Annotated in this window: 14 protein-coding genes; 8 read left to right on the top strand and 6 right to left on the bottom strand. The window is 59.9% G+C overall.

From position 1 onward, the window contains the following. A partial coding sequence (locus QZ377_RS09905; RefSeq protein WP_291440992.1) for a hypothetical protein occupies positions 1-421 on the bottom strand: 421 nt, incomplete at its 3' end. Positions 422-617: 196 nt separating this feature from the next. Between QZ377_RS09905 and zraS the strand changes: the two genes are divergently transcribed. The 4 genes from zraS (at position 618) to QZ377_RS09885 (ending at position 6,136) form a co-directional block, all read left to right on the top strand. Further along, positions 618-2,126, top strand: coding sequence for a two-component system sensor histidine kinase ZraS (gene zraS / locus QZ377_RS09900; protein WP_291440991.1), 1,509 nt, complete (start codon positions 618-620; stop codon positions 2,124-2,126). A gap of 58 nt (positions 2,127-2,184) precedes the next feature. Beyond that, entirely contained in the window at positions 2,185-3,546 is a 1,362-nt protein-coding gene (locus tag QZ377_RS09895; protein WP_291440990.1) for a sigma-54 dependent transcriptional regulator, read from the top strand. A gap of 392 nt (positions 3,547-3,938) precedes the next feature. Further along, a complete protein-coding gene (locus tag QZ377_RS09890) occupies positions 3,939-4,544 on the top strand; it encodes an HD domain-containing protein (protein WP_291440993.1) in 606 nt (201 codons plus the stop codon). Positions 4,545-4,678: 134 nt separating this feature from the next. Further along, entirely contained in the window at positions 4,679-6,136 is a 1,458-nt protein-coding gene (locus tag QZ377_RS09885) for a GGDEF domain-containing phosphodiesterase (protein WP_291440989.1), read from the top strand. Positions 6,137-6,254: 118 nt separating this feature from the next. On the opposite strand, the gene argB is transcribed toward QZ377_RS09885, so the two are convergent. Beyond that, the gene (gene argB / locus QZ377_RS09880) at positions 6,255-7,037 is read right to left on the bottom strand and encodes an acetylglutamate kinase (protein ID WP_291440988.1); all 783 of its coding nucleotides are present in this window, start codon (positions 7,035-7,037) and stop codon (positions 6,255-6,257) included. Positions 7,038-7,283: 246 nt separating this feature from the next. On the opposite strand from argB, the gene QZ377_RS09875 reads away from it, so the two are divergent. Both QZ377_RS09875 and gltX read left to right on the top strand, forming a co-directional pair. Next, positions 7,284-9,284, top strand: coding sequence for a PAS domain-containing hybrid sensor histidine kinase/response regulator (locus QZ377_RS09875; protein ID WP_291440987.1), 2,001 nt, complete (start codon positions 7,284-7,286; stop codon positions 9,282-9,284). Between the two features lie 281 nt (positions 9,285-9,565). Next, positions 9,566-10,957: a glutamate--tRNA ligase gene (gltX, locus tag QZ377_RS09870; protein WP_291440986.1), complete on the top strand. Its 1,392-nt coding sequence runs from the start codon at positions 9,566-9,568 to the stop codon at positions 10,955-10,957. 104 nt (positions 10,958-11,061) lie between these two features. Here the strand turns inward: gltX and fliR are convergent, their stop codons facing one another. The 4 genes from fliR to nth form a co-directional block, all read right to left on the bottom strand. Then, complete coding sequence (gene fliR, locus QZ377_RS09865) at positions 11,062-11,853, bottom strand: flagellar biosynthetic protein FliR (protein ID WP_291440985.1); 792 nt, start codon at positions 11,851-11,853, stop codon at positions 11,062-11,064. A 118-nt stretch (positions 11,854-11,971) separates the two neighbouring features. Beyond that, positions 11,972-13,555, bottom strand: a complete 1,584-nt coding sequence (locus QZ377_RS09860) for an MFS transporter (RefSeq protein ID WP_291440984.1) — start codon at positions 13,553-13,555, stop codon at positions 11,972-11,974. Between the two features lie 558 nt (positions 13,556-14,113). Continuing rightward, positions 14,114-15,067 carry a chemotaxis protein gene (locus tag QZ377_RS09855; RefSeq protein WP_291440983.1) on the bottom strand — a complete coding sequence of 318 codons (954 nt, stop codon included), beginning with the start codon at positions 15,065-15,067 and terminating at the stop codon, positions 14,114-14,116. A gap of 293 nt (positions 15,068-15,360) precedes the next feature. Then, positions 15,361-16,044, bottom strand: coding sequence for an endonuclease III (nth, locus tag QZ377_RS09850; protein WP_291440982.1), 684 nt, complete (start codon positions 16,042-16,044; stop codon positions 15,361-15,363). Positions 16,045-16,167: 123 nt separating this feature from the next. Here nth and cutA point away from each other — a divergent pair, with 123 nt between their 5' ends. Next, entirely contained in the window at positions 16,168-16,491 is a 324-nt protein-coding gene (gene cutA / locus QZ377_RS09845; RefSeq protein ID WP_291440981.1) for a divalent-cation tolerance protein CutA, read from the top strand. 131 nt (positions 16,492-16,622) lie between these two features. Beyond that, positions 16,623-17,579 (top strand): carbohydrate kinase family protein, encoded by a 957-nt coding sequence (locus QZ377_RS09840; RefSeq protein ID WP_291440980.1) that lies wholly within the window; start codon positions 16,623-16,625, stop codon positions 17,577-17,579. Positions 17,580-17,611: the final 32 nt, after the last annotated feature.

The following is a 17,611-nucleotide window of genomic DNA, read 5'->3' as shown; positions in this document are numbered from 1 at the left end:
ATTCCATACTGCATCCTCTGCTGACAAGGGTTCCCAGAGGAATGCCCACTTCACGCCGCATACGCTGGTCTGCGTGAATGAGCAGTGCCTGTAGTTCGTCGCGCAGCACCTGCAGTTCACGGCCAAGGCGGGGCAGGGCGTCAGGCGCAGTGTTGCGGTTATAGCTGAGCTCTTCAAGCTCGCTTTTTTTGGAGAAAATACGCTGCCGCAAGTCCCGCACCTTGGGGCGGTACTCTTCCACGATGATCTGGGCCTTCATGCGCTGGCCCGCCGGCAGGTAGTCCAGCCACATATCCAGCGTACCCATGGCCGTGCGCACTGCCGAGGAGGGCAGTGCATCGCCTTGCTGGCTTTGCGCGGGAGAATACGCAGGCAGCAGCGTGCCGCACAGAAAGGTCAGTAAGAAAGAAGTCTTTCGCATGGCAAAATGGTCCCTGATCTTGCATCTGTGGCGTCCGCAACGTCAGACGCCGTGTATTCGGGCCGGAGACGGCAAAAGTGCTGCCGTGGCAACGCACGTTTTGCATCTTATGCAATTGCAAAAATCATGCAACTTTTTTTATGGTCCCCACCTGTGCATGATGACACTACGCGCGCATGACGCTATAAGTACAGGTATGACCTCGGCACACAACACCCCGGACGGCGAAAGCCGGAAAGAAGCGCCCCAGGGCTGGGGAGGGCTGGAGCTTTATGCATCCATGAAGGGCATGCGGGGCGTCTCGCGTACGCCTCTTGGCTTGCTTATGGGCGGTGCGGCTCTGGTGCTGGCCCTCATGATCAGCCTGCTAGCCTATATATCCATCGAGCGCAGCGAGGCTGCCATGGCCCGGTTGCTGGCAGAAAAAGGCTCTTCTCTCATTATTGCCTTTGAAAGCATTTTGCGGTCCGGCATGCGCAGCGAGGCGGGCGTGCGCCTGCAGGTGCTGCTGGAAGAAATGGCGGCAAGCCCCGGCATTGTTTTTGTTTCCGTAACCATGCCTGACGGTATTATTGTGGCGCACAGCAGCCGTGTGCGCCTTGGGGAAATACTGAAAGTTGAAGGCAGGGAGATGGACGAATCCCGTATGCGTGACCTGAGTCCGGGCATGCTGGCCCAATGGGGCATCATGCAGATGGAAGGGCAACGGGTTTTTGTGGTGTACCGCCAGTTTTCGCCCGGCATGGCCGACATGCCCAAAGGTTATCCGGTTCCCATCATTTTTCTCGGGCTGGAGATTTCGCCTTTTGAAATCACGCGCAGCCAGAACCGGGATTATGTTGCCATGCTTTCATCCGTAACCCTTCTGGTGGGGTTGGCCTGCCTGCTGGCGCTGTATTATGCCGAACGGGCGCGCGAGTCACGCCAGCAGCAACGAAAGGCCGAAGTAGAGGTGCGCCGCCTTGAAGCCGAGGTGCGCCGTAAGGAAAAACTGGCCGCTGTGGGCAATCTGGCCGCCGGGGTAGCTCACGAGATTCGCAATCCCCTGAGTTCCATCAAGGGCTATGCCACCTATTTCGGCCAGCGTTTTCCCGAAGGCAGCGAAGACCGCGCCGCGGCCAATGTGATGGTGAGCGAGGTAGACAGGCTCAACCGCGTTATTATGGATCTTATCGGTCTTTCACGGCCAAGTGATGTCTGCCCCCGCCCCGGGCGTCTTGCCGATGTGGTGGAGCACGTTGTGCGCCTTATCAGGCAGGATGCCGAAAATCGCGGTGTTGAGGTGGAGTGCCGGATAGCCCCGGGCGTGCCGCTGGCTATGGTCGACCCGGAGCGTATGGGGCAGGCCTTGCTGAATCTTTGCCTCAACGCGCTGGACGCCATGCCGGATGGCGGGCGGCTCACCCTTGCCGTGGCGTGGCATAAAAAAGGCGTGTGTCTTATGGTGCGGGATACGGGCGTGGGAATTGTCCCCCGCCAGTTGCCGCATGTCTTTGACCCCTACTTCACGACCAAGGGGCAGGGAACCGGTCTCGGGCTGGCCATGGTCCACAAGATCGTGGAGGCTCATAACGGCGAGATCAGCGTTACTTCCCGCCAGGCACAGCCCGGCGCGGAAGGCGAAACCATCTTTCGCATCTGGCTGCCGGAGGTGCCTCCGGCAACACCGCCTTTTGTGGAACGCAGAAAGAGAAAGCGTCTGTGATGCACCGGGCTGAGCGCGGTAAATGGCCGCGGCCCGGCTGGTCAGGAGGATTGTCAGGGTGAGGAACAGCATTCTTGTAGTGGACGATGACGACGCGCACCGCGGTATGCTGCGAACCATGCTTCGGTCCTGGGGCTATGCGGTGGAGGAAGCTGCCGATGGCGATGAGGCGGTGGCCCTTGTACGGGAAAAGGCCTTTGACGCCGTGCTGACCGACGTGCGCATGGCGCGCATGAACGGCATACACGCGCTCAAGGGAATTCTTGCATATAACCCCGCGTTGCCAGTCATTCTTATGACCGCGTACTCCTCGGTGGAAACCGCTGTGGAGGCGCTGCGCCTGGGGGCATATGACTATCTGGTCAAACCCCTGGATTTTGAAAGCCTGAAGCATTCCTTGCAGCAGGGCATCGAGCATTCGCGCCTGAGCGTTGAAAATCGCGAACTGCGCCGTCAGTTGAGCCATGCAGCGGCCATGCCCGGTATTATCGGCCGCAGTCCGGCCATCCGCGCCATGCAGGAAATTATGGATACCGTCGCTCCCACCGAAGCCACGGTGCTCATTACCGGTGAGTCGGGAACGGGCAAGGAGCTGGTGGCCCGCGCCCTGCACGGTAAAAGCCTGCGCGCCGACAAACCACTTATTACCGTCAACTGCGCGGCTCTGGCGGAAAATCTGCTGGAATCCGAACTGTTCGGGCATGAAAAAGGCTCGTTCACCGGTGCGGAACGCCGCCGCGAGGGGCGCTTTGCCCAGGCCCACGGAGGTACGCTTTTTCTGGACGAAGTGGGCGAAATGCCCCTTGCGCTTCAGGCCAAGCTGCTGCGCGCCCTGCAACAGGGCGAAGTACAGCGCGTAGGCTCTGATACGCAACTTACTGTGGATGTGCGCGTACTGGCCGCCACCAACCGCGATCTGCGGCACGAAGTGGCGCAAAGGCGTTTTCGCGAAGACCTGTTTTTTCGCCTGAATGTCATCAGTGTTGACGTGCCGCCCCTGCGTGAAAGGGCAGAAGATATTCCTGTGCTGGCGGCATATTTTCTGGAAAATTTTGCCAGCCGCAACCGCAAGGCCGTGCGCGGGTTCTCCGCTCAGGCGCTTGATACCATGCTGCGTCATTCCTGGCCGGGCAATGTGCGCGAACTGGAAAATGCCGTGGAACGGGCCGTTATTCTCTGCACCGGCGACCTCATCACCGCGCGCGAGCTGCCCTCTGTGCTGTCCGAAACCATTGCGCCGGAAGAAGCCCCGGCGGAGGCGGATCTTTCTCTGGCGGGTCTGCCCCTGGATGAGGTGGAGCGCAGGGTTATTGAAGAAACCCTGCGCCAGACCGGTGATAACAAGAGCGAGGCCGCGCGGCGCCTTGGAATCACCCGCGCCACCCTGCACAACAAGCTGCGCAAGTACGAACTTGAATAGCGCGGCTTTGCCGTGAACCCGGGCTGACGCCGGCCTTGGTGCTGTTTGCCGTGGGGCGGGAGCGCTGCTGTTTGACGCGGGCCGGGGCTTTGCGCGTCAAAGCGCCAGAACGGGCGTTGCAGCGACCTTGTCAGGCATGCTTGCCGCGCCGGCGTGTTCCGGGCGGCCAGCGCGGAAGGCTTTTGTCCGGGTTACGTGAGTTTTTGGCTTGCCCGCCAGTGCGCTGATCCGGCCTTTGCGTGAGTTTTTCCGTATTGGTGTGGCGGGTGCCGGGCTGCCGCATGTTTTCAGCGGGTTACGGGCGCAGCGTTGTTGTATGCCGCCCGGGCCGTCAAAATCATACCGGGAACCGCATGAGCGATACACAGATCAAAAATATGAACAGCAAGGATATGCCGGAAGATACGCCGAATCGGGAAAAACTGGAGCGGCTGGCAGATTTTTTTAATGAAGTAGGAATGTTGCGCCACACTCCGCGTACGGGCTACGCCTTTCTCGGTTCCGGTAAAGAAAACGTGGCCGAGCATTCCTACCGGGTCAGCGTCATGGGGTATGTGCTGGCGCGCATGAGCGGTATTGATCCGGCAAAGGTGACGTTTCTTTGCCTTTTTCACGACCTGCATGAGGCGCGCACCGGCGACCTCAACTATGTGAACCACCGTTACGGCCAATGCCAGCCCCGCCGCGCGCTGGAAGACTGTGTTGCCGGCACGGGCCTTGAGGATGACGTGCTGCCCCTCTGGGATGAGCTGGCAGAGAACGCAAGCCCTGAAGCCATGCTGGCCCATGATGCGGACCAGCTTGACCTTATCTGCAATCTTAAGGTGGAGCTGGACAAGGGCAACGCTTTTGCCGGGCAATGGCTTGAAAGTGCCGTCAAGCGGCTGCGCAGTCCGGCTGCCCGCGAGCTGGCGGAAGTTGTGCTGCGTACAGACCATAACCGTTGGTGGTACGGCCGGGTGGAGAAGGATTGGTGGGTACGTCGCGGCCGCGAATGATACTGATACGCGTTTCGACAACCCATAGAAATCACTTTACAAAATATTCCAATATACGCTAGCTTCGTTCAGTCCAGAATTGTAGGAAAATGCCGTTGTGGCGTCTTCTCGCCGGGTCGTAGAAAGGGGGAGGCATGCATTTTCTGGGGGATGGAACGGAAGACCGCGCCGGGGGGCATGTGCGGCTTTCCGGTGATTGGGGCGTGGAGTCCTTTTTTCCGGAGTTGGACCTCAAAAGTCGGGAAAGCTGCCAGATCCGGCGTCTGCTGGGTTGCATGGAGCAATATGACCGCACCACATGGCTTTTGCAGTTTGAGTCATTTTTGCAAGAAGCCCTGCGGATTGTGCGTTCAGACCTGATGGGGCGGCGCTTTGCCGTCCTGCATGCGGATATGCAGGGCTTTCAGGTGCTCAACCGTCTTTACGGTGAGCAGGCGGGCAACAGCATGTTGCGCGCCTTTGCCGCCTTTTTGCGGCATCTGGACTGTTATGTGTGCGGCAGCCGCATTTTTGCCGACCAGTTTGCTATGCTTTTTGCTGTTCCCGAGGGGACGAGCCTTGAAACCGCAGCCGGAAAGATTGTCGCCAAGGGCGAAATGTTTCTTGCAAAAAAGCGCAAACTGCACCCGCGAAGCCACCTGGCTTTTGTGGGAGGGGTCTGCCCCATAGAAGGCACGCCTGCCAGCCTGCACCCTCATGTAAGCCGGGCGGATCAGGCACGGCGCGCCCTCAAGCCCACCCTGCGCTCCCGTGGGGGAATTTTTACCGATGCTATGGAGGTGCGCCGCTTGCAGCGGCAGAGCCTGTATGAAGACGTGATCAAGTCGCTGGAATGCGGCGGCGTCTTTTTTATGCTGCAACCGCAAATAGACATCGCCACCGGCGCAGTAGTGGGGGCCGAGGCCCTGGCAAGAATGCGCACCCCTGACGGCAGGGATATCATGCCCGCCAGTTTTGTGCCTCTGCTTGAAGAATCGGGCGACATCATCAGCCTGGATTTTCTCGTTTACGAGCAGGTTTGCCGCTACCTGCGGCAATGCCTTGATGCGGGCAAACCCTTTGTTTCCATAACCGTCAATATTTCCCGCGAAAATTTCAGAAATCCTGCCTTTGCCGAAGAATTTCACGCCCTGGTCTGCGCGCACGGTCTTGAACCGCGCCATGTGGGGCTGGAGATCACTGAAAGCGTTTTTATCAAAAACCTTACAGAAATACGCGACAGCGTGCGCCAGTTCAAACAGTACGGGTATTCCATCTGGCTGGACGATTTCGGCGCGGGGTATTCGAGCCTCAATGTGCTCAAGGAAGTGCCTTTCGATGTCATCAAGATTGACAGGAGCCTGCTTGGCTCCGGCGAAATAGCGTCAGTCAACAAAAGTATCATCAGCAGTATTGTCAGTCTTTCCAGTGATCTGCATATGGATGTATTGTGCGAAGGGGTGGAAAACGCCACACAGCGCAACTTTCTTCTTGGTCTTGGCAGCATTCAGGCGCAGGGTTTTTTTTATGCCCGGCCCATGTCGTGCCAGGACTTTGAAATACTTATGGAAGATGGCGGCACGCTTAATCCCCCGCAGGGCGGCGCAGGCTAAAGCAATACCTTCGGGAAAGACCATGCAAAAAAACATCCGCGCCGCATGCAGCGCGGATGCAAAAGACCGCTCGGAGGGGCTCAGCTCCACAAGGTAGCCGCGCCAGGCTCGGTACGGCTCAGCCGATGACCACGGTTCCCAGGGGGGCGTCGTCCAGCAGGTAGCGGCGCAGGCTCGAAGGCGCCCGACCGTCCAGAATAAGCGCGCGGCGGCAGCCCGAGTCCAGGGCGTGCAGGCAGGATTCCACCTTGGGGATCATGCCGCCCGTAATAACCCCTTCCGTGCGCAGTTTTTCTATTTCCTTGCGCGTCAGGGCGGGTATGAGCCTGCCCTCGGCATCCAGTACGCCCGGCACGTCGGAAATAAGCACAAAATAATCCGCGGCCAGCGCCCCGGCCAGCGCTCCGGCGGCAGTGTCGGCATTGATGTTCAGCGCCTGCCCGTCTGCGCCGCCGGCCACCGGGGCCACTACGGGTACAAAGCCCGCTTCAAGCAGGCAGCGGGGCAGGGCCGGGTCCACAGCTTCCACCTCGCCCACAAGGCCCAGTGCGGGATTTTTGATGGCGGCGTGCAAAAGGTTGCCGTCCCGGCCGGAAATACCGGCGGCGCGCACGCCGTGCGCAGCCAGAGAGGCCACCACGGCCTTGTTTACCTGGCCGCACAACACCATTTCTACTGCTTCCATAGTAGGCTGGTCGGTAACGCGCAGGCCGTTTTCAAAGCGGCTTTCAATATTCAGGCGTCGCAGCAGGGCGGAAATCTGCGGTCCGCCGCCGTGTACGACGACAAAACCCATATTCTGGGCTGAAAGTTGTGCCAGGTCTGTAGCAAAGGCTGTGCACAGGTCGGGTTTGTCCATGGCGTGTCCGCCATATTTGATGACAACCGTGGCGTTGTTCATGCGTATTCCTTGTTTGCGGCCGCGTGAGGCATCGCTATATAATGTGTCTGATGATTGCTGAAATTAACACCCCGCCATGCGGCACGCAAGCGCGCCGCATGGCAAATGCGCGACAAAATCAATGCGGTTTCGGTTTTATGGCGGCATGTTGCATGACACAGGCCGGAGGCATCCGGCCTTCGCAGAACGGCATTGTCTTGCGGGCGTAAAAACGCTAGCCTGCACGCCAGATTTGGAGGCAGTATATTGTTAGAGGCGCGGCGAATTTTTGACGAAGAACTTTCCTGGGGACGCGAGGCGATGGCGGCGGCCAGTGTGGGGCTGTGGGCCATTTCATATGACACGCGCACGGAAAGGACCGCCATGTTCACCAATGAGGCCATGCGACGTTTGCTGGGCGTGCCTGAAGGGCTGGACCCCGAAGCGTGCGCGGCCTTCTGGCTTCGCCATGTGGACAGTCGCGACCTGCCTCTTATCCGTGAAAGTCTGGCGGCGTTTAAAGATGACGCCAGCATGCGCGAAATCCGTTATGCCTATTGTCACCCCGACATGGGGGCAATGCACGTGCGCTGCGGCGGCAAGCGCGTGTCTTCCTCCGATGACCCGGTGTTGCGTGTTACCGGCTTTCATCAGGATATCAGCGAGCTGCACGCGGCGCATAATGCCCTGCGTGAAAGCCTTTCACGGCTTTCGCTGGCGTGCCGTCTGGGCTGGCTCGGCGTATTTGAGCTGGGCCGTAAAAACGGCAGGCCGGAATTTTCGTGCAATGAGGTTTTTTACGAGCAGTTCGGGCTGCGTGAAAGCGCGGACGCCGCGGAACGGCTCGTGGCCGTAGAAAAATGTATCCTGCCCGAAGACCGCCACCGCTGGCGCAATCTCTGTCGGGCCGAGGGCTGGACCCTGGGTTTCCAGGAGCATGTGGAACTGCGCGTGAGCCACCCGTGGCGCGGCCTGTGCTGGTTTGTGGTAACCTACGAAGTGGTGGGGACGCAGGACGAACCCCGCATCACCGGGTATGTGCACGATGTGACCAAGCAGCGCCAGCATGAGTGCGTGCTGCGCGAGGCCAAGGAAAGCGCCGAAGCAGCCAATGCGGCCAAAAGCATCTTTCTTGCCAACATGAGCCACGAAATACGTACGCCCATGAACGGCATTATGGGTATGGCCCATCTGGTGCTCAATACAGATCTCAGCCCGCAGCAGCGGGATTATGTGGAAAAGATCCATTCCACCTGCGAATCCCTGCTGGATATCATCAACGATCTTCTGGATTTTTCCAAAATAGAAGCCAATCATATGGATCTGGAGGCCCTGCCGTTTCAGCCTGTCAATGAAGTGGAGGCGGTGCTTGCCCTGCTGCGCCCGCGCACCCAGCACAAGAACTGTGTTCTTGAAAGCCATATTGACCCCGATATTCCCAAAACGTTGGTGGGCGACGCTCTGCGCCTGCGGCAGATACTGCTGAATCTGGGCGGCAATGCCATCAAGTTTTCAGAGCGTGGCGTGGTGCGCGTGGATTTGCAGCTTTTGCACCGCGAGGGCAATAGCGTTACTCTGGCCTGCCTGGTGAGCGACGAAGGCATCGGCATGAGCCAGGAAGAGCAGGAACGTATTTTTACGCCGTTTTCTCAGGCGGACACGTCCATCACGCGCCGTTTCGGCGGCACCGGTCTTGGCCTTGCCCTGTGCCGTCGCCTGGTAGAGCTGATGGGCGGCCGGATACATGTGCAAAGCGCGCCGGGCAAGGGCAGTGTATTCCGGGTGGAACTGCCTTTCGGCGTGGGCCGTGAGGATATTTTTGCTCCTGACATGGCAGGGGCCGGACCGGAAGAGCAGCCCGGCTGCCTGCGGGGGCTGCGGGTGCTCATGGCCGAAGACGGCGACATAAACCGTGAGATTATGGAAGTGCTGCTAAGCGGTATGGGCGTGCAGTGCATGGCCGTGAGCAACGGGCAGGAAGCGCTTGAAGCGTGGCGGGCGCATGCCGGGGATATAGACCTTATCCTTATGGACGTGCAGATGCCGGTGATGGACGGTTACACCGCCACACGCGAGATCAGGGCCGACAGCCGGCCCGAAGCGGCTACGGTTCCCATTGTTGCCATGACGGCCTATGCCATGCGGGGCGATGCGGAGCGCAGCCTTCAGGCAGGCATGAACGCCCATCTGACCAAACCGGTCGATGTGCGAGAACTCACACTCACGCTCAAACGCCTTGCCCGTACCTGCGAGGAAAGACCGGCGTAATGCCCCTGCGGCTTTTGCGCCGCTGTGTGTCGCCGTTGTTGCGACAGAAGTGGGTGGCCTGCGCTCCGGCCCGCACACGCCCGGCCCGCATATGTCCGGCCTGTGCGCAGCGTAGCTTCCGGCGTACCCGGCGCGCGCCCTGACAGGGAATGTACCTCCGCACAGGGTGAGTGCGCCCGCTGCACAGGCACAGGATGCCGGCGCGGCGCAGCCACGGAACGGGCGCGACAAAAAATTTCTTTCGTAGAAAGTCAAAACCAATCTGCTCCAAGGATGACAACATGACTCAAGTGGTTACACGATTCGCCCCAAGCCCCACGGGACACCTGCATATAGGCGGTGCGCGCACGGCCATTTTCTGCTGGCTTCTGGCCCGTCATTTCAACGGCCGCTTTCATCTGCGCATAGAAGACACCGATCTTTTGCGCTCAAAGCAGGAGTATACCGACTCCATCCTGGCTTCCATGCGCTGGCTCGGGCTGGACTGGGACGGTGAGCTGACCTATCAGACGCAGCGTACCGACATCTATAACGCCTATGTGGATAAACTGCTTGAAAACGGCCACGCCTACTGGTGCTCCTGCACCCCCGAGGCTGTGGAGGCCATGCGTGAAGAAGCCCGCGCGAAGGGACTCAAGCCGCGCTATAACGGCTGTTGCCGCAACCGCGACCTGGGACCGGGCGAAGGGCATTGCGTGCGCCTCAAGGCGCCGCTGTCGGGCAAGGTGGTTTTTGATGACCTGGTCAAGGGCAAGATTGCCGTGGATGTCGGCGAACTGGACGACATGGTCATTCGACGCGCTGACGGCATGCCCACATATAATATGGCTGTGGTGGTGGACGACCACGACATGGGCATAACCCACGTTGTCCGTGGTGATGACCATGTGTCCAACACGCCGCGCCAGATTCTCATCTATGAGGCTCTGGGCCTGCCCGTGCCGCGCTTCGGCCATGTGCCGATGATTCTCGGCCCTGACCGCCAGAAGCTTTCAAAGCGCCACGGCGCGCGCGCCGTTATTGAATACCAGCAGGACGGCCTTCTGCCGCAGGCCCTTGTGAACTACCTTGTGCGTCTGGGCTGGTCCCACGGCAATCAGGAGCTGTTCACCCCGGCGGAACTGGTGGAATACTTCGACGGCACCAATTTGAATCCCGCGGCCGCAGCCTTTGACCCGGCCAAGCTGGAATGGTGCAATGCCCACTTTATGCGCGAAATGCCCCTGGCGGAGCTGGCCGTGCTTACTGCGCCCTTTGTGGAACAGGCTGGCCTTGGCAGTCTGTCGCAGGAACGTCTGGAACCGTTGTGTGCCATGTTCCGTGAACGCGCCAACAATCTCAAGGCCCTGGCCGAAAGCTTCCGCCCCCTGCTGGTCCGTGCGGCAGAGCTTGAGTACGCCGAAAAGGACGCCGCCAAACACCTGGCGGAAGCGGGCAAGGCCCATCTGACAGCCCTGGCTGCCGTATTTGCCGCCTGCGATCCCTTTACGGCCGAAAACCTTGAGGCTGCCCTCAACGCCTACGTGGCGGATAATGGGTTCAAATTCAAAGAGGTGGCCCCGCCCCTGCGCACCGCCCTTATGGGTTTTATGGGCGGCTCGCACCTGAACGAGATCATGGCCTTTCTGGGCAGGGATGAAACCCTGGCCCGCCTGAAAAAGGCGGCGGGGTAGGCTGCATCCTTTCAGGCTGTATTACGCCGGAACAAAAGAGGACGCCCACAGACAGGGCGTCCTCTTTTGTTTAAGGCATTTCCCGTCCGGGCGATGCCCGTGTCCTACTGATACAGCGTGCTCATGGAGCGCAGCAGGTTGATGAACAGGCCGTCCAGCCCCAGAATGAATGTCTCCACGTGGTCGGCCATGATGACGAGCAGCAGCCCCACAAAGAAAAATCCTACGCCGATCTTGGCCGGAAAGCCGAATTCCATAATATGTATCTGGGGTGATGTGCGGGCCACAAGGCCCAGCGCCACCTCGACCATAAAAAGCGCCACCATGACGGGAGCGGCGATCTGCAGGGCCAGCACAAACATCTGCGCGGCCAGATGCAGTATCTGCCACAAAATGTTGGACCCTATGAACAGCGCCCCCGGCGGCACGATCTTGAATGAGGCCGCAAAGCCCTTGATCATGTACAGATGCCCGTCCAGGGACAGGAAGGTCAGCAGCGACACCATCCAGAGAAAAAACGCCGTTATGCCGGTCTGGTTGCCCGTAAGCGGGTCTGCAAAGTTGATCATGGTAAAGCCCATCTGAAAGCCCAGCAGCTCTCCCCCGGCCTGAATGCCCATGAACAGAAAATTGACGGCCATGCCCAGCACAAGGCCCAGCACGGCTTCGCCCAGAACCATGAGCACGAGGTCAAAGGGGTGCGCTGGCATGTAGCTGCCCGGCAGGGCCAGATGCGGCCATACACCCAGTGTGAACACAAGGGTGACGGCGGCTTTGACCTGAATGGGTATGTTGTTTGTGGAAAACACAGGCAGCATGAACATGACGATACTTACTCGCATCATGGTCAATATGAGGCTTAACACCTCGGCCTGATTATACCCGAACACGTCCATGCCGGACAACTTGCAAAATGGTTGCCAAAAAGAACAGCCTGTTATGTCTCAGGCGTGTCAGAAGCGTGACATGCGGCGAAATATTGGAAAACCCCGGCCCCGCGTGGTGGAACTGGCATCAGCCCCGGCCCTGCTCCTCACCGCGATAGCGCCGCAGGCTGCTGAAAACCCACAGGGCCAGCAGGCAGACCAGCAGGGCCGCCGACAGCAGCACCGTGCTGTGTGCGGCGGAAAAGGCCGCCTGCCCCGCCTCGACTATGGCCTGTCCTTTTTCGCCACCGGTAAGCTCCGCTGCCACCATCGTGTCGCTGATGGAGTCCAGGGCGCTGCGCGGCAGGTTCTGGCGCAGGTTTTCGGGCAGCCGCAAGGCAGTGCTGTAATTGGCCGCCAGTAATACGCCAAAGGCCGTGATGCCCAGCCCTGCACCCAGGTCATAACCCAGGGCTTCGATGGAGCCGGCCGCGCCGCCTTTTTCCGGCGGCACGCTGCCCATGATGGCGATGGAGGATGCAGTCAGGCCGATGCTGAGCGACAGGCCCAGCACTACCATATAGGCCGCCACAAGCCAGCCCGCATCATGAAAACTGGCAAGGCCCAGACCGGCAAGGCTGCCCCCGGCCGCCAGCAGGGATACCGTGAACACGTTTCGCAGGCCAGCCATGACGACCAGCCTGCCGGCCAGCGGCCCGCCCACGGCAGAGGCGGCCATGATGGGCAGCATGAATATGCCCGCCTGTAGCGGCGTGCGGCCGAGAACGAACTGCAATTCCTGGGCAATGGTCAGCTCCACGCCCGCAAGGGCGCCAGAAACCACAAGGGCGGCCACCAGACCCACCCGGATGGCGGGCAGCCGGAACAGGTCGAGATCCAGCATGGGGGTGCGCGCTGTCATCTGTTTTCGGATGAAGAGTGCCATCAGGCCAATGCCGCCCAGCAGTGCAATACCACAAAGCAGAAGGGAACTGTCCTGCCTGAAGATCGTTTTGACAGCGTATACCGTGGACATAAGGCCCGCAGCCAGTGTCAGGGCCTGCCCGATGGGCCACGGCTTTCTGGGGCCGGGGCGGGGCCTGGGCAGGATCGCGGCGGCCAGGGGCAGGATGATCAGGATAAGCGGCACATTGATAAGAAAGACTGAGCCCCACCAGAAATGTTCAAGCAGCAGGCCGCCCACCAGGGGCCCCATGGCCGCGCTCACAGTGCTTACAGTACCCCAGATGCCCAGGGCCATTGCCCTTTCTTTCCAGTCGTCAAAGGTGATCCGTATGATGGCGAGCACGCTGGGGACGATCATTGACGCCCCCAGGGCCAGACAGGCTCTGGCTGCGATGAGCGCTCTGGCCGTAGGCGCGAAAGCCGCGGCCAGCGATGCGGCCATAAAGATGACCAGTCCGGCCAGCAGGAGCTTGCGTGGCCCGATGCTGTCGCCCCGTGTACCCATAGGAACCAGCAGGCTGGCCATGATCAGGGGGTAAATGTCTATGATCCAGAGTATCTCCGTTCCCGTGGCCTTCAGGGCGAGGGTCAGGGAGGGGACGGCGATGTGAAGGATGGTCATGTCTGTGGCGATGGGCAGCCATGCCACCATAACGGCCAGCAATATGCGTCGGCGGGCAGCCCTGGACGGGCCGGGCTTGCCGGGGCTCGTGGGCGTTTGCCCTTCACTGTTCCTGGTAGGGGAATTGTGGATGGTATCACTCATACTATGGTCGCATATGATCACGCGGGCGGCCTTTATGCCCGCATATTTTTTAAAGCATGTCACTTTTTAGAGGGTATATTTTCAACGTTGTTGCGCCGCCCGCCACGGCATTTATCAGCGCATATGCCAGCACCGTCTTTTATGCCCGAGGCCGCCGCCAACTGAAGCTGGTTTGCACCCTTTTGCGCCAGGCGCCTGCCGTGTGCTCAAGAGCGGGCGCCGGGCGGCAACGGTACAACAGAAAGCAGCATGACCTGCCCCTCCCGTGCGGCAGAAAAGCTCCGGGCATTCATGCCGGGACGGCATAGGCAGGTGTGGTTGCGTCTTTCTGCCGGGGAATATGTAACGCGGTATTGTGTGCAGGTAAATGCTGACGGTGGCGCAGCGGCTTGGGATAACGCTGTTTGAATATTGTTCCGGCGGCTGCGTGAGCAGCCCTTTGCAGTGCCGTGAAAAGAATACAGGCCACCGTGCCGGCAGCAGCGTTGCCGGGCCTGTAGCGTCCGGCCTGCCTGCGGCCTGCTCGGCTGTAACAGCCGCCTGTACCGGTGTACAGGTTTATTTGTTCAGTTTTTCTGCGATGAGTTCGCGTATGATCTTGCTCAGGCCGGGCAGATCCGGCTTGGATACCTGCTTGTCGGCTCCGACCTTGACCCCTTTGGCGTACAGGGCATCGGTGATGAGCGAGGAAAAAAGTATCACCGGCAGGGTGCTGAGGCCAGGGGTATCGCGTATCTGGGCTGTCAGCATGTGACCATCCATTTCGGGCATTTCAATGTCTGAAATGACCAGATGCACCATGTCGGTAAGTTCCTTGCCCTGTGCCTGTGCCTCGTTGCGGGTTGTTTGCAGGTATTCCCAGGCTTCGCGCCCGCTGGCTACGGCCGTGACGCGAAAGCCGGATTTTTGCAGCGAAGACTTGATGATGTGCCGCAAGGAGTTGGAATCGTCGGCCACAAGCAGGTGAAACTGGCCCGCGCCCTCCACGGGTGTGGTGTCTACCTTGATCTGCGACATGTCCAGGGTGCTGTCCAGGCTGGCGAGGATTTTTTCCATATCCAGAATAAAGAGCACACGGTCCTGAATGCGCAGCACCCCGGTGATGCTGTCGCGCGAGTAATTCTGCACGTACTGGTTCGGTGGTTCGATGCGGTCCCAGGTCATGCGGTGAATGCTCGTTACAGCCGAAACCAGAAAGGCCGCCTGCACACCGCTGAATTCGGTTACAATAACCTTGGCGTTGTCTTCGGTGACCATTTCCTTGCCGAGCCATGTGGCAAGGTTGAGAATGGGCAGCACCCTGCCCCGCAGGTTGAATGTGCCGAGCACCGAAGGATCGCACTTGCTGGGTACGCTGGTGATGTTGGGCAGGCGGATGATTTCGAGCACCTTGGCTACGTTGATGCCATAATACCCGCTGTAGGCACTGCCGTCCGGCTGCTTTTCGTCTATAAGAAATTCAATGATTTCAAGTTCATTGTTGTTGACGTTGAGCATGCTGTTCTGCGACATGGCTACCATCCTGTCTGCCTGCGCATGGCGCATGGCAGGGCTTGTGTGCTGGCGTGAAGCGCCGCCCGGCTGGGGGACGCAGGGTCACTGTTGTTCTCATCGGCCGGAATGATTTTTTTCTTAGAGCGGCAGCGGGGCGGCGGTGCGATTTTTCACTGTTTTTCTGTGCGCACTGCCGGAGCATCTTTGCTGCCGTGTATCTTTGAGGCGATGGCCGGGTTGCGGGCCGCTGCCTGCAACTCCCTGCATACGGTGTGTGAAGAGCGTTGTGCCGTATGCGGCAGGCCTGAGGGCTAGGCCAGAGCCTTGCGCCGGGCCGGGCGCGGTGTTTTGGGCGGCTCCAGCCTGGGGCAGAAGTCCGCCATTTCGCACTGGTCACACAGGGGCTTGCGCGCCTCACATACCTCGCGCCCGAACCATACCATGCGGTGGTTCACGTCGCCCCATTCCGCACGGGGGAAAAGGGCCATAAGGTCGCGCTCTATAACAACGGGATCCGTCGACTCGGTCAGCCCGAGCCTGTAGCTGATGCGTTTGACGTGCGTGTCTACCGCCAGGCCCTCATTGATGCCGAAAGCGCCGAACAGCACCACATTGGCCGTCTTGCGGGCCACGCCGGGCAGGGTGATGAGTTCTTCAAGGCTGTTGGGGATCCGCCCGTCGTATACCTCGCATACGCGGGCAGCGGCCCCCAGGAGGTTTTTGGCCTTGCTATGGTAAAAACCCGTGGAGCGTATGACCGCCTCCAGTTCCTCAACAGGAACCCCCATAAGGTCGGCGGGGCCGGGCCAGCGGCGGAACAGTTCCGGGGTGACAGTGTTGACCCGGGCGTCCGTACACTGGGCCGCCAGCACCGTGGCCACCAGCAACTGCCACGCGGTTTCGGCATCCAGGTGGGTGTGGGGGGCGGGGTAGCGGGTGCGCAGGGCTGCCAGAACTTTTTGCGCCCGTGCCGGGCGGGATTTTTTCACGCTCATGTCCGTCCTATGCCACAGGCGTCGGCAGCCTGCAAGCCGTGGCGGGCGCGGTTCGCGGCCTCTTTGTTTTTTGCGTGTTTGGGTATAAGCTGCCTCGCAAAGACATGCTGTACGGGAGAAATCATGTCCTATCTGGTCTATGTCACCGCGCCCGATGAAGAGCTTGCCCTTGATCTTGCCCGCATGCTGGTAGAGCGGAATCTTGCCGCCGGAGTGAACATCGTGCCCGGCGCGCGCTCCATTTACCGCTGGCGCGGCCAGGTGCATGATGCCGCGGAATGCCTGTTGCTGGCCCAGGTAAGCCGCGAGGCGCTGCCAGCCTTTGAGGCGGCCGTGAAAAGTATGCACAGTTACGAGGTTCCCTGTATCGTGGCCCTGCCCATAGAGGCCGGGCATGCGCCGTATCTGCGCTGGATCAGGGAAAACAGCCGTCCGCCTTCGGCCTGACATTGCCGCGCCGTGGAGATTCCGGCATGATCATTTGCCCTTGCGGCGTCCGGCGCGGACTGAAAGCGCGCAGTGCCTGCGCCAGAGCGCAGCAACAATTACATCCGTTCACCCCATAACGAGAGGAACTCATGTCCATCTATGTTTCCGGTTCTCTGGCTTTTGACCGCATCATGACCTTTCCCGGCAATTTTCAGGACCATATTCTTATGGACAAGCTGCACATGATCAATGTGAGCTTTATGGTGGACGGCATGGATGAGCGCCGGGGAGGCTGCGCGGGCAATATTGCCTACTCTCTCGCCCTGCTTGAGGAAAACCCCGTCATTGTCGCCGCCGCCGGGCGCGATTTTGATTCCTACGCGCAAACCCTCGCGGCCCACGGCCTGCCGCTGGACGGCATACGCCGTGCTGACGAGGTGTTCACGGCCCTGTGTTACATTACCACAGACCTGAACAGCAACCAGATTACGGGCTTTTACCCCGGGGCCATGACCCTGCCGTCGCTGTATGATTTTCCCGCTCTTGACCCGGCAAAGGATATCGCCATCGTATCACCCGGCAATCTGGACGATATGCGCCGTCTGCCACGTTTTTATCGTGAAAAGGGCGTACCCTATATCTTTGACCCCGGCCAGCAGTTGCCCGTGCTGACCGCCGAAGAGCTGCTTGAGGCCATTGAGGGATCCCTGGCCTGCATTACCAACGACTACGAGCTGAACATGATCTGCAAGGCCACGGGCAAGAGCGAAGATGAAATCGCCGCCAGCACACGCTGGCTTGTGACGACCCTTGGTGCGGAAGGCGCGCAGGTGCGCGGCAACCGGGGCGAAAACGTCCGCATCGCGCCTGTACCCGTTGAAAAGGTGCTGGACCCCACCGGCGCGGGTGACGCCCACCGTGCGGGCCTCATCAAGGGGCTGGTCAGCGGCCTTGCCATGCCCGAAGCCGCAAAGCTCGGTTCGGTGAGCGCCAGCTTTGCCCTTGAAAATCTGGGAACCCAGGAGCATGTCATCACTCCGGCGCTGTTCCGCCAGCGCTACGAGGCTGTTTTCGGGCCGTTGCCCCAGGGTATTTTTGCCGCGTAAGCAATCCGCCCACGGTCGCGCATGCTGCGGCA

This window comes from Desulfovibrio sp. (assembly GCF_019424165.1).
Lineage (GTDB): Bacteria > Desulfobacterota > Desulfovibrionia > Desulfovibrionales > Desulfovibrionaceae > Desulfovibrio.
Note: the sequence above shows the minus strand (reverse complement) of the source record. Positions and strands in the feature narration are given on the sequence as shown.

Excerpts from the sequence above, each read along its gene's own strand:
- fliR (WP_291440985.1), bottom strand. The coding sequence starts at position 11,853 with ATGGACGTGTTCGGGTATAATCAGGCCGAGGTGTTAAGCCTCATATTG.
- cutA (WP_291440981.1), top strand. The coding sequence starts at position 16,168 with ATGTCCTATCTGGTCTATGTCACCGCGCCCGATGAAGAGCTTGCCCTT.
- zraS (WP_291440991.1), top strand. The coding sequence starts at position 618 with ATGACCTCGGCACACAACACCCCGGACGGCGAAAGCCGGAAAGAAGCG.
- QZ377_RS09860 (WP_291440984.1), bottom strand. The coding sequence starts at position 13,555 with ATGAGTGATACCATCCACAATTCCCCTACCAGGAACAGTGAAGGGCAA.
- gltX (WP_291440986.1), top strand. The coding sequence starts at position 9,566 with ATGACTCAAGTGGTTACACGATTCGCCCCAAGCCCCACGGGACACCTG.
- nth (WP_291440982.1), bottom strand. The coding sequence starts at position 16,044 with ATGAGCGTGAAAAAATCCCGCCCGGCACGGGCGCAAAAAGTTCTGGCA.
- QZ377_RS09855 (WP_291440983.1), bottom strand. The coding sequence starts at position 15,067 with ATGTCGCAGAACAGCATGCTCAACGTCAACAACAATGAACTTGAAATC.
- QZ377_RS09885 (WP_291440989.1), top strand. The coding sequence starts at position 4,679 with ATGCATTTTCTGGGGGATGGAACGGAAGACCGCGCCGGGGGGCATGTG.
- QZ377_RS09890 (WP_291440993.1), top strand. The coding sequence starts at position 3,939 with ATGCCGGAAGATACGCCGAATCGGGAAAAACTGGAGCGGCTGGCAGAT.
- QZ377_RS09840 (WP_291440980.1), top strand. The coding sequence starts at position 16,623 with ATGTCCATCTATGTTTCCGGTTCTCTGGCTTTTGACCGCATCATGACC.
- argB (WP_291440988.1), bottom strand. The coding sequence starts at position 7,037 with ATGAACAACGCCACGGTTGTCATCAAATATGGCGGACACGCCATGGAC.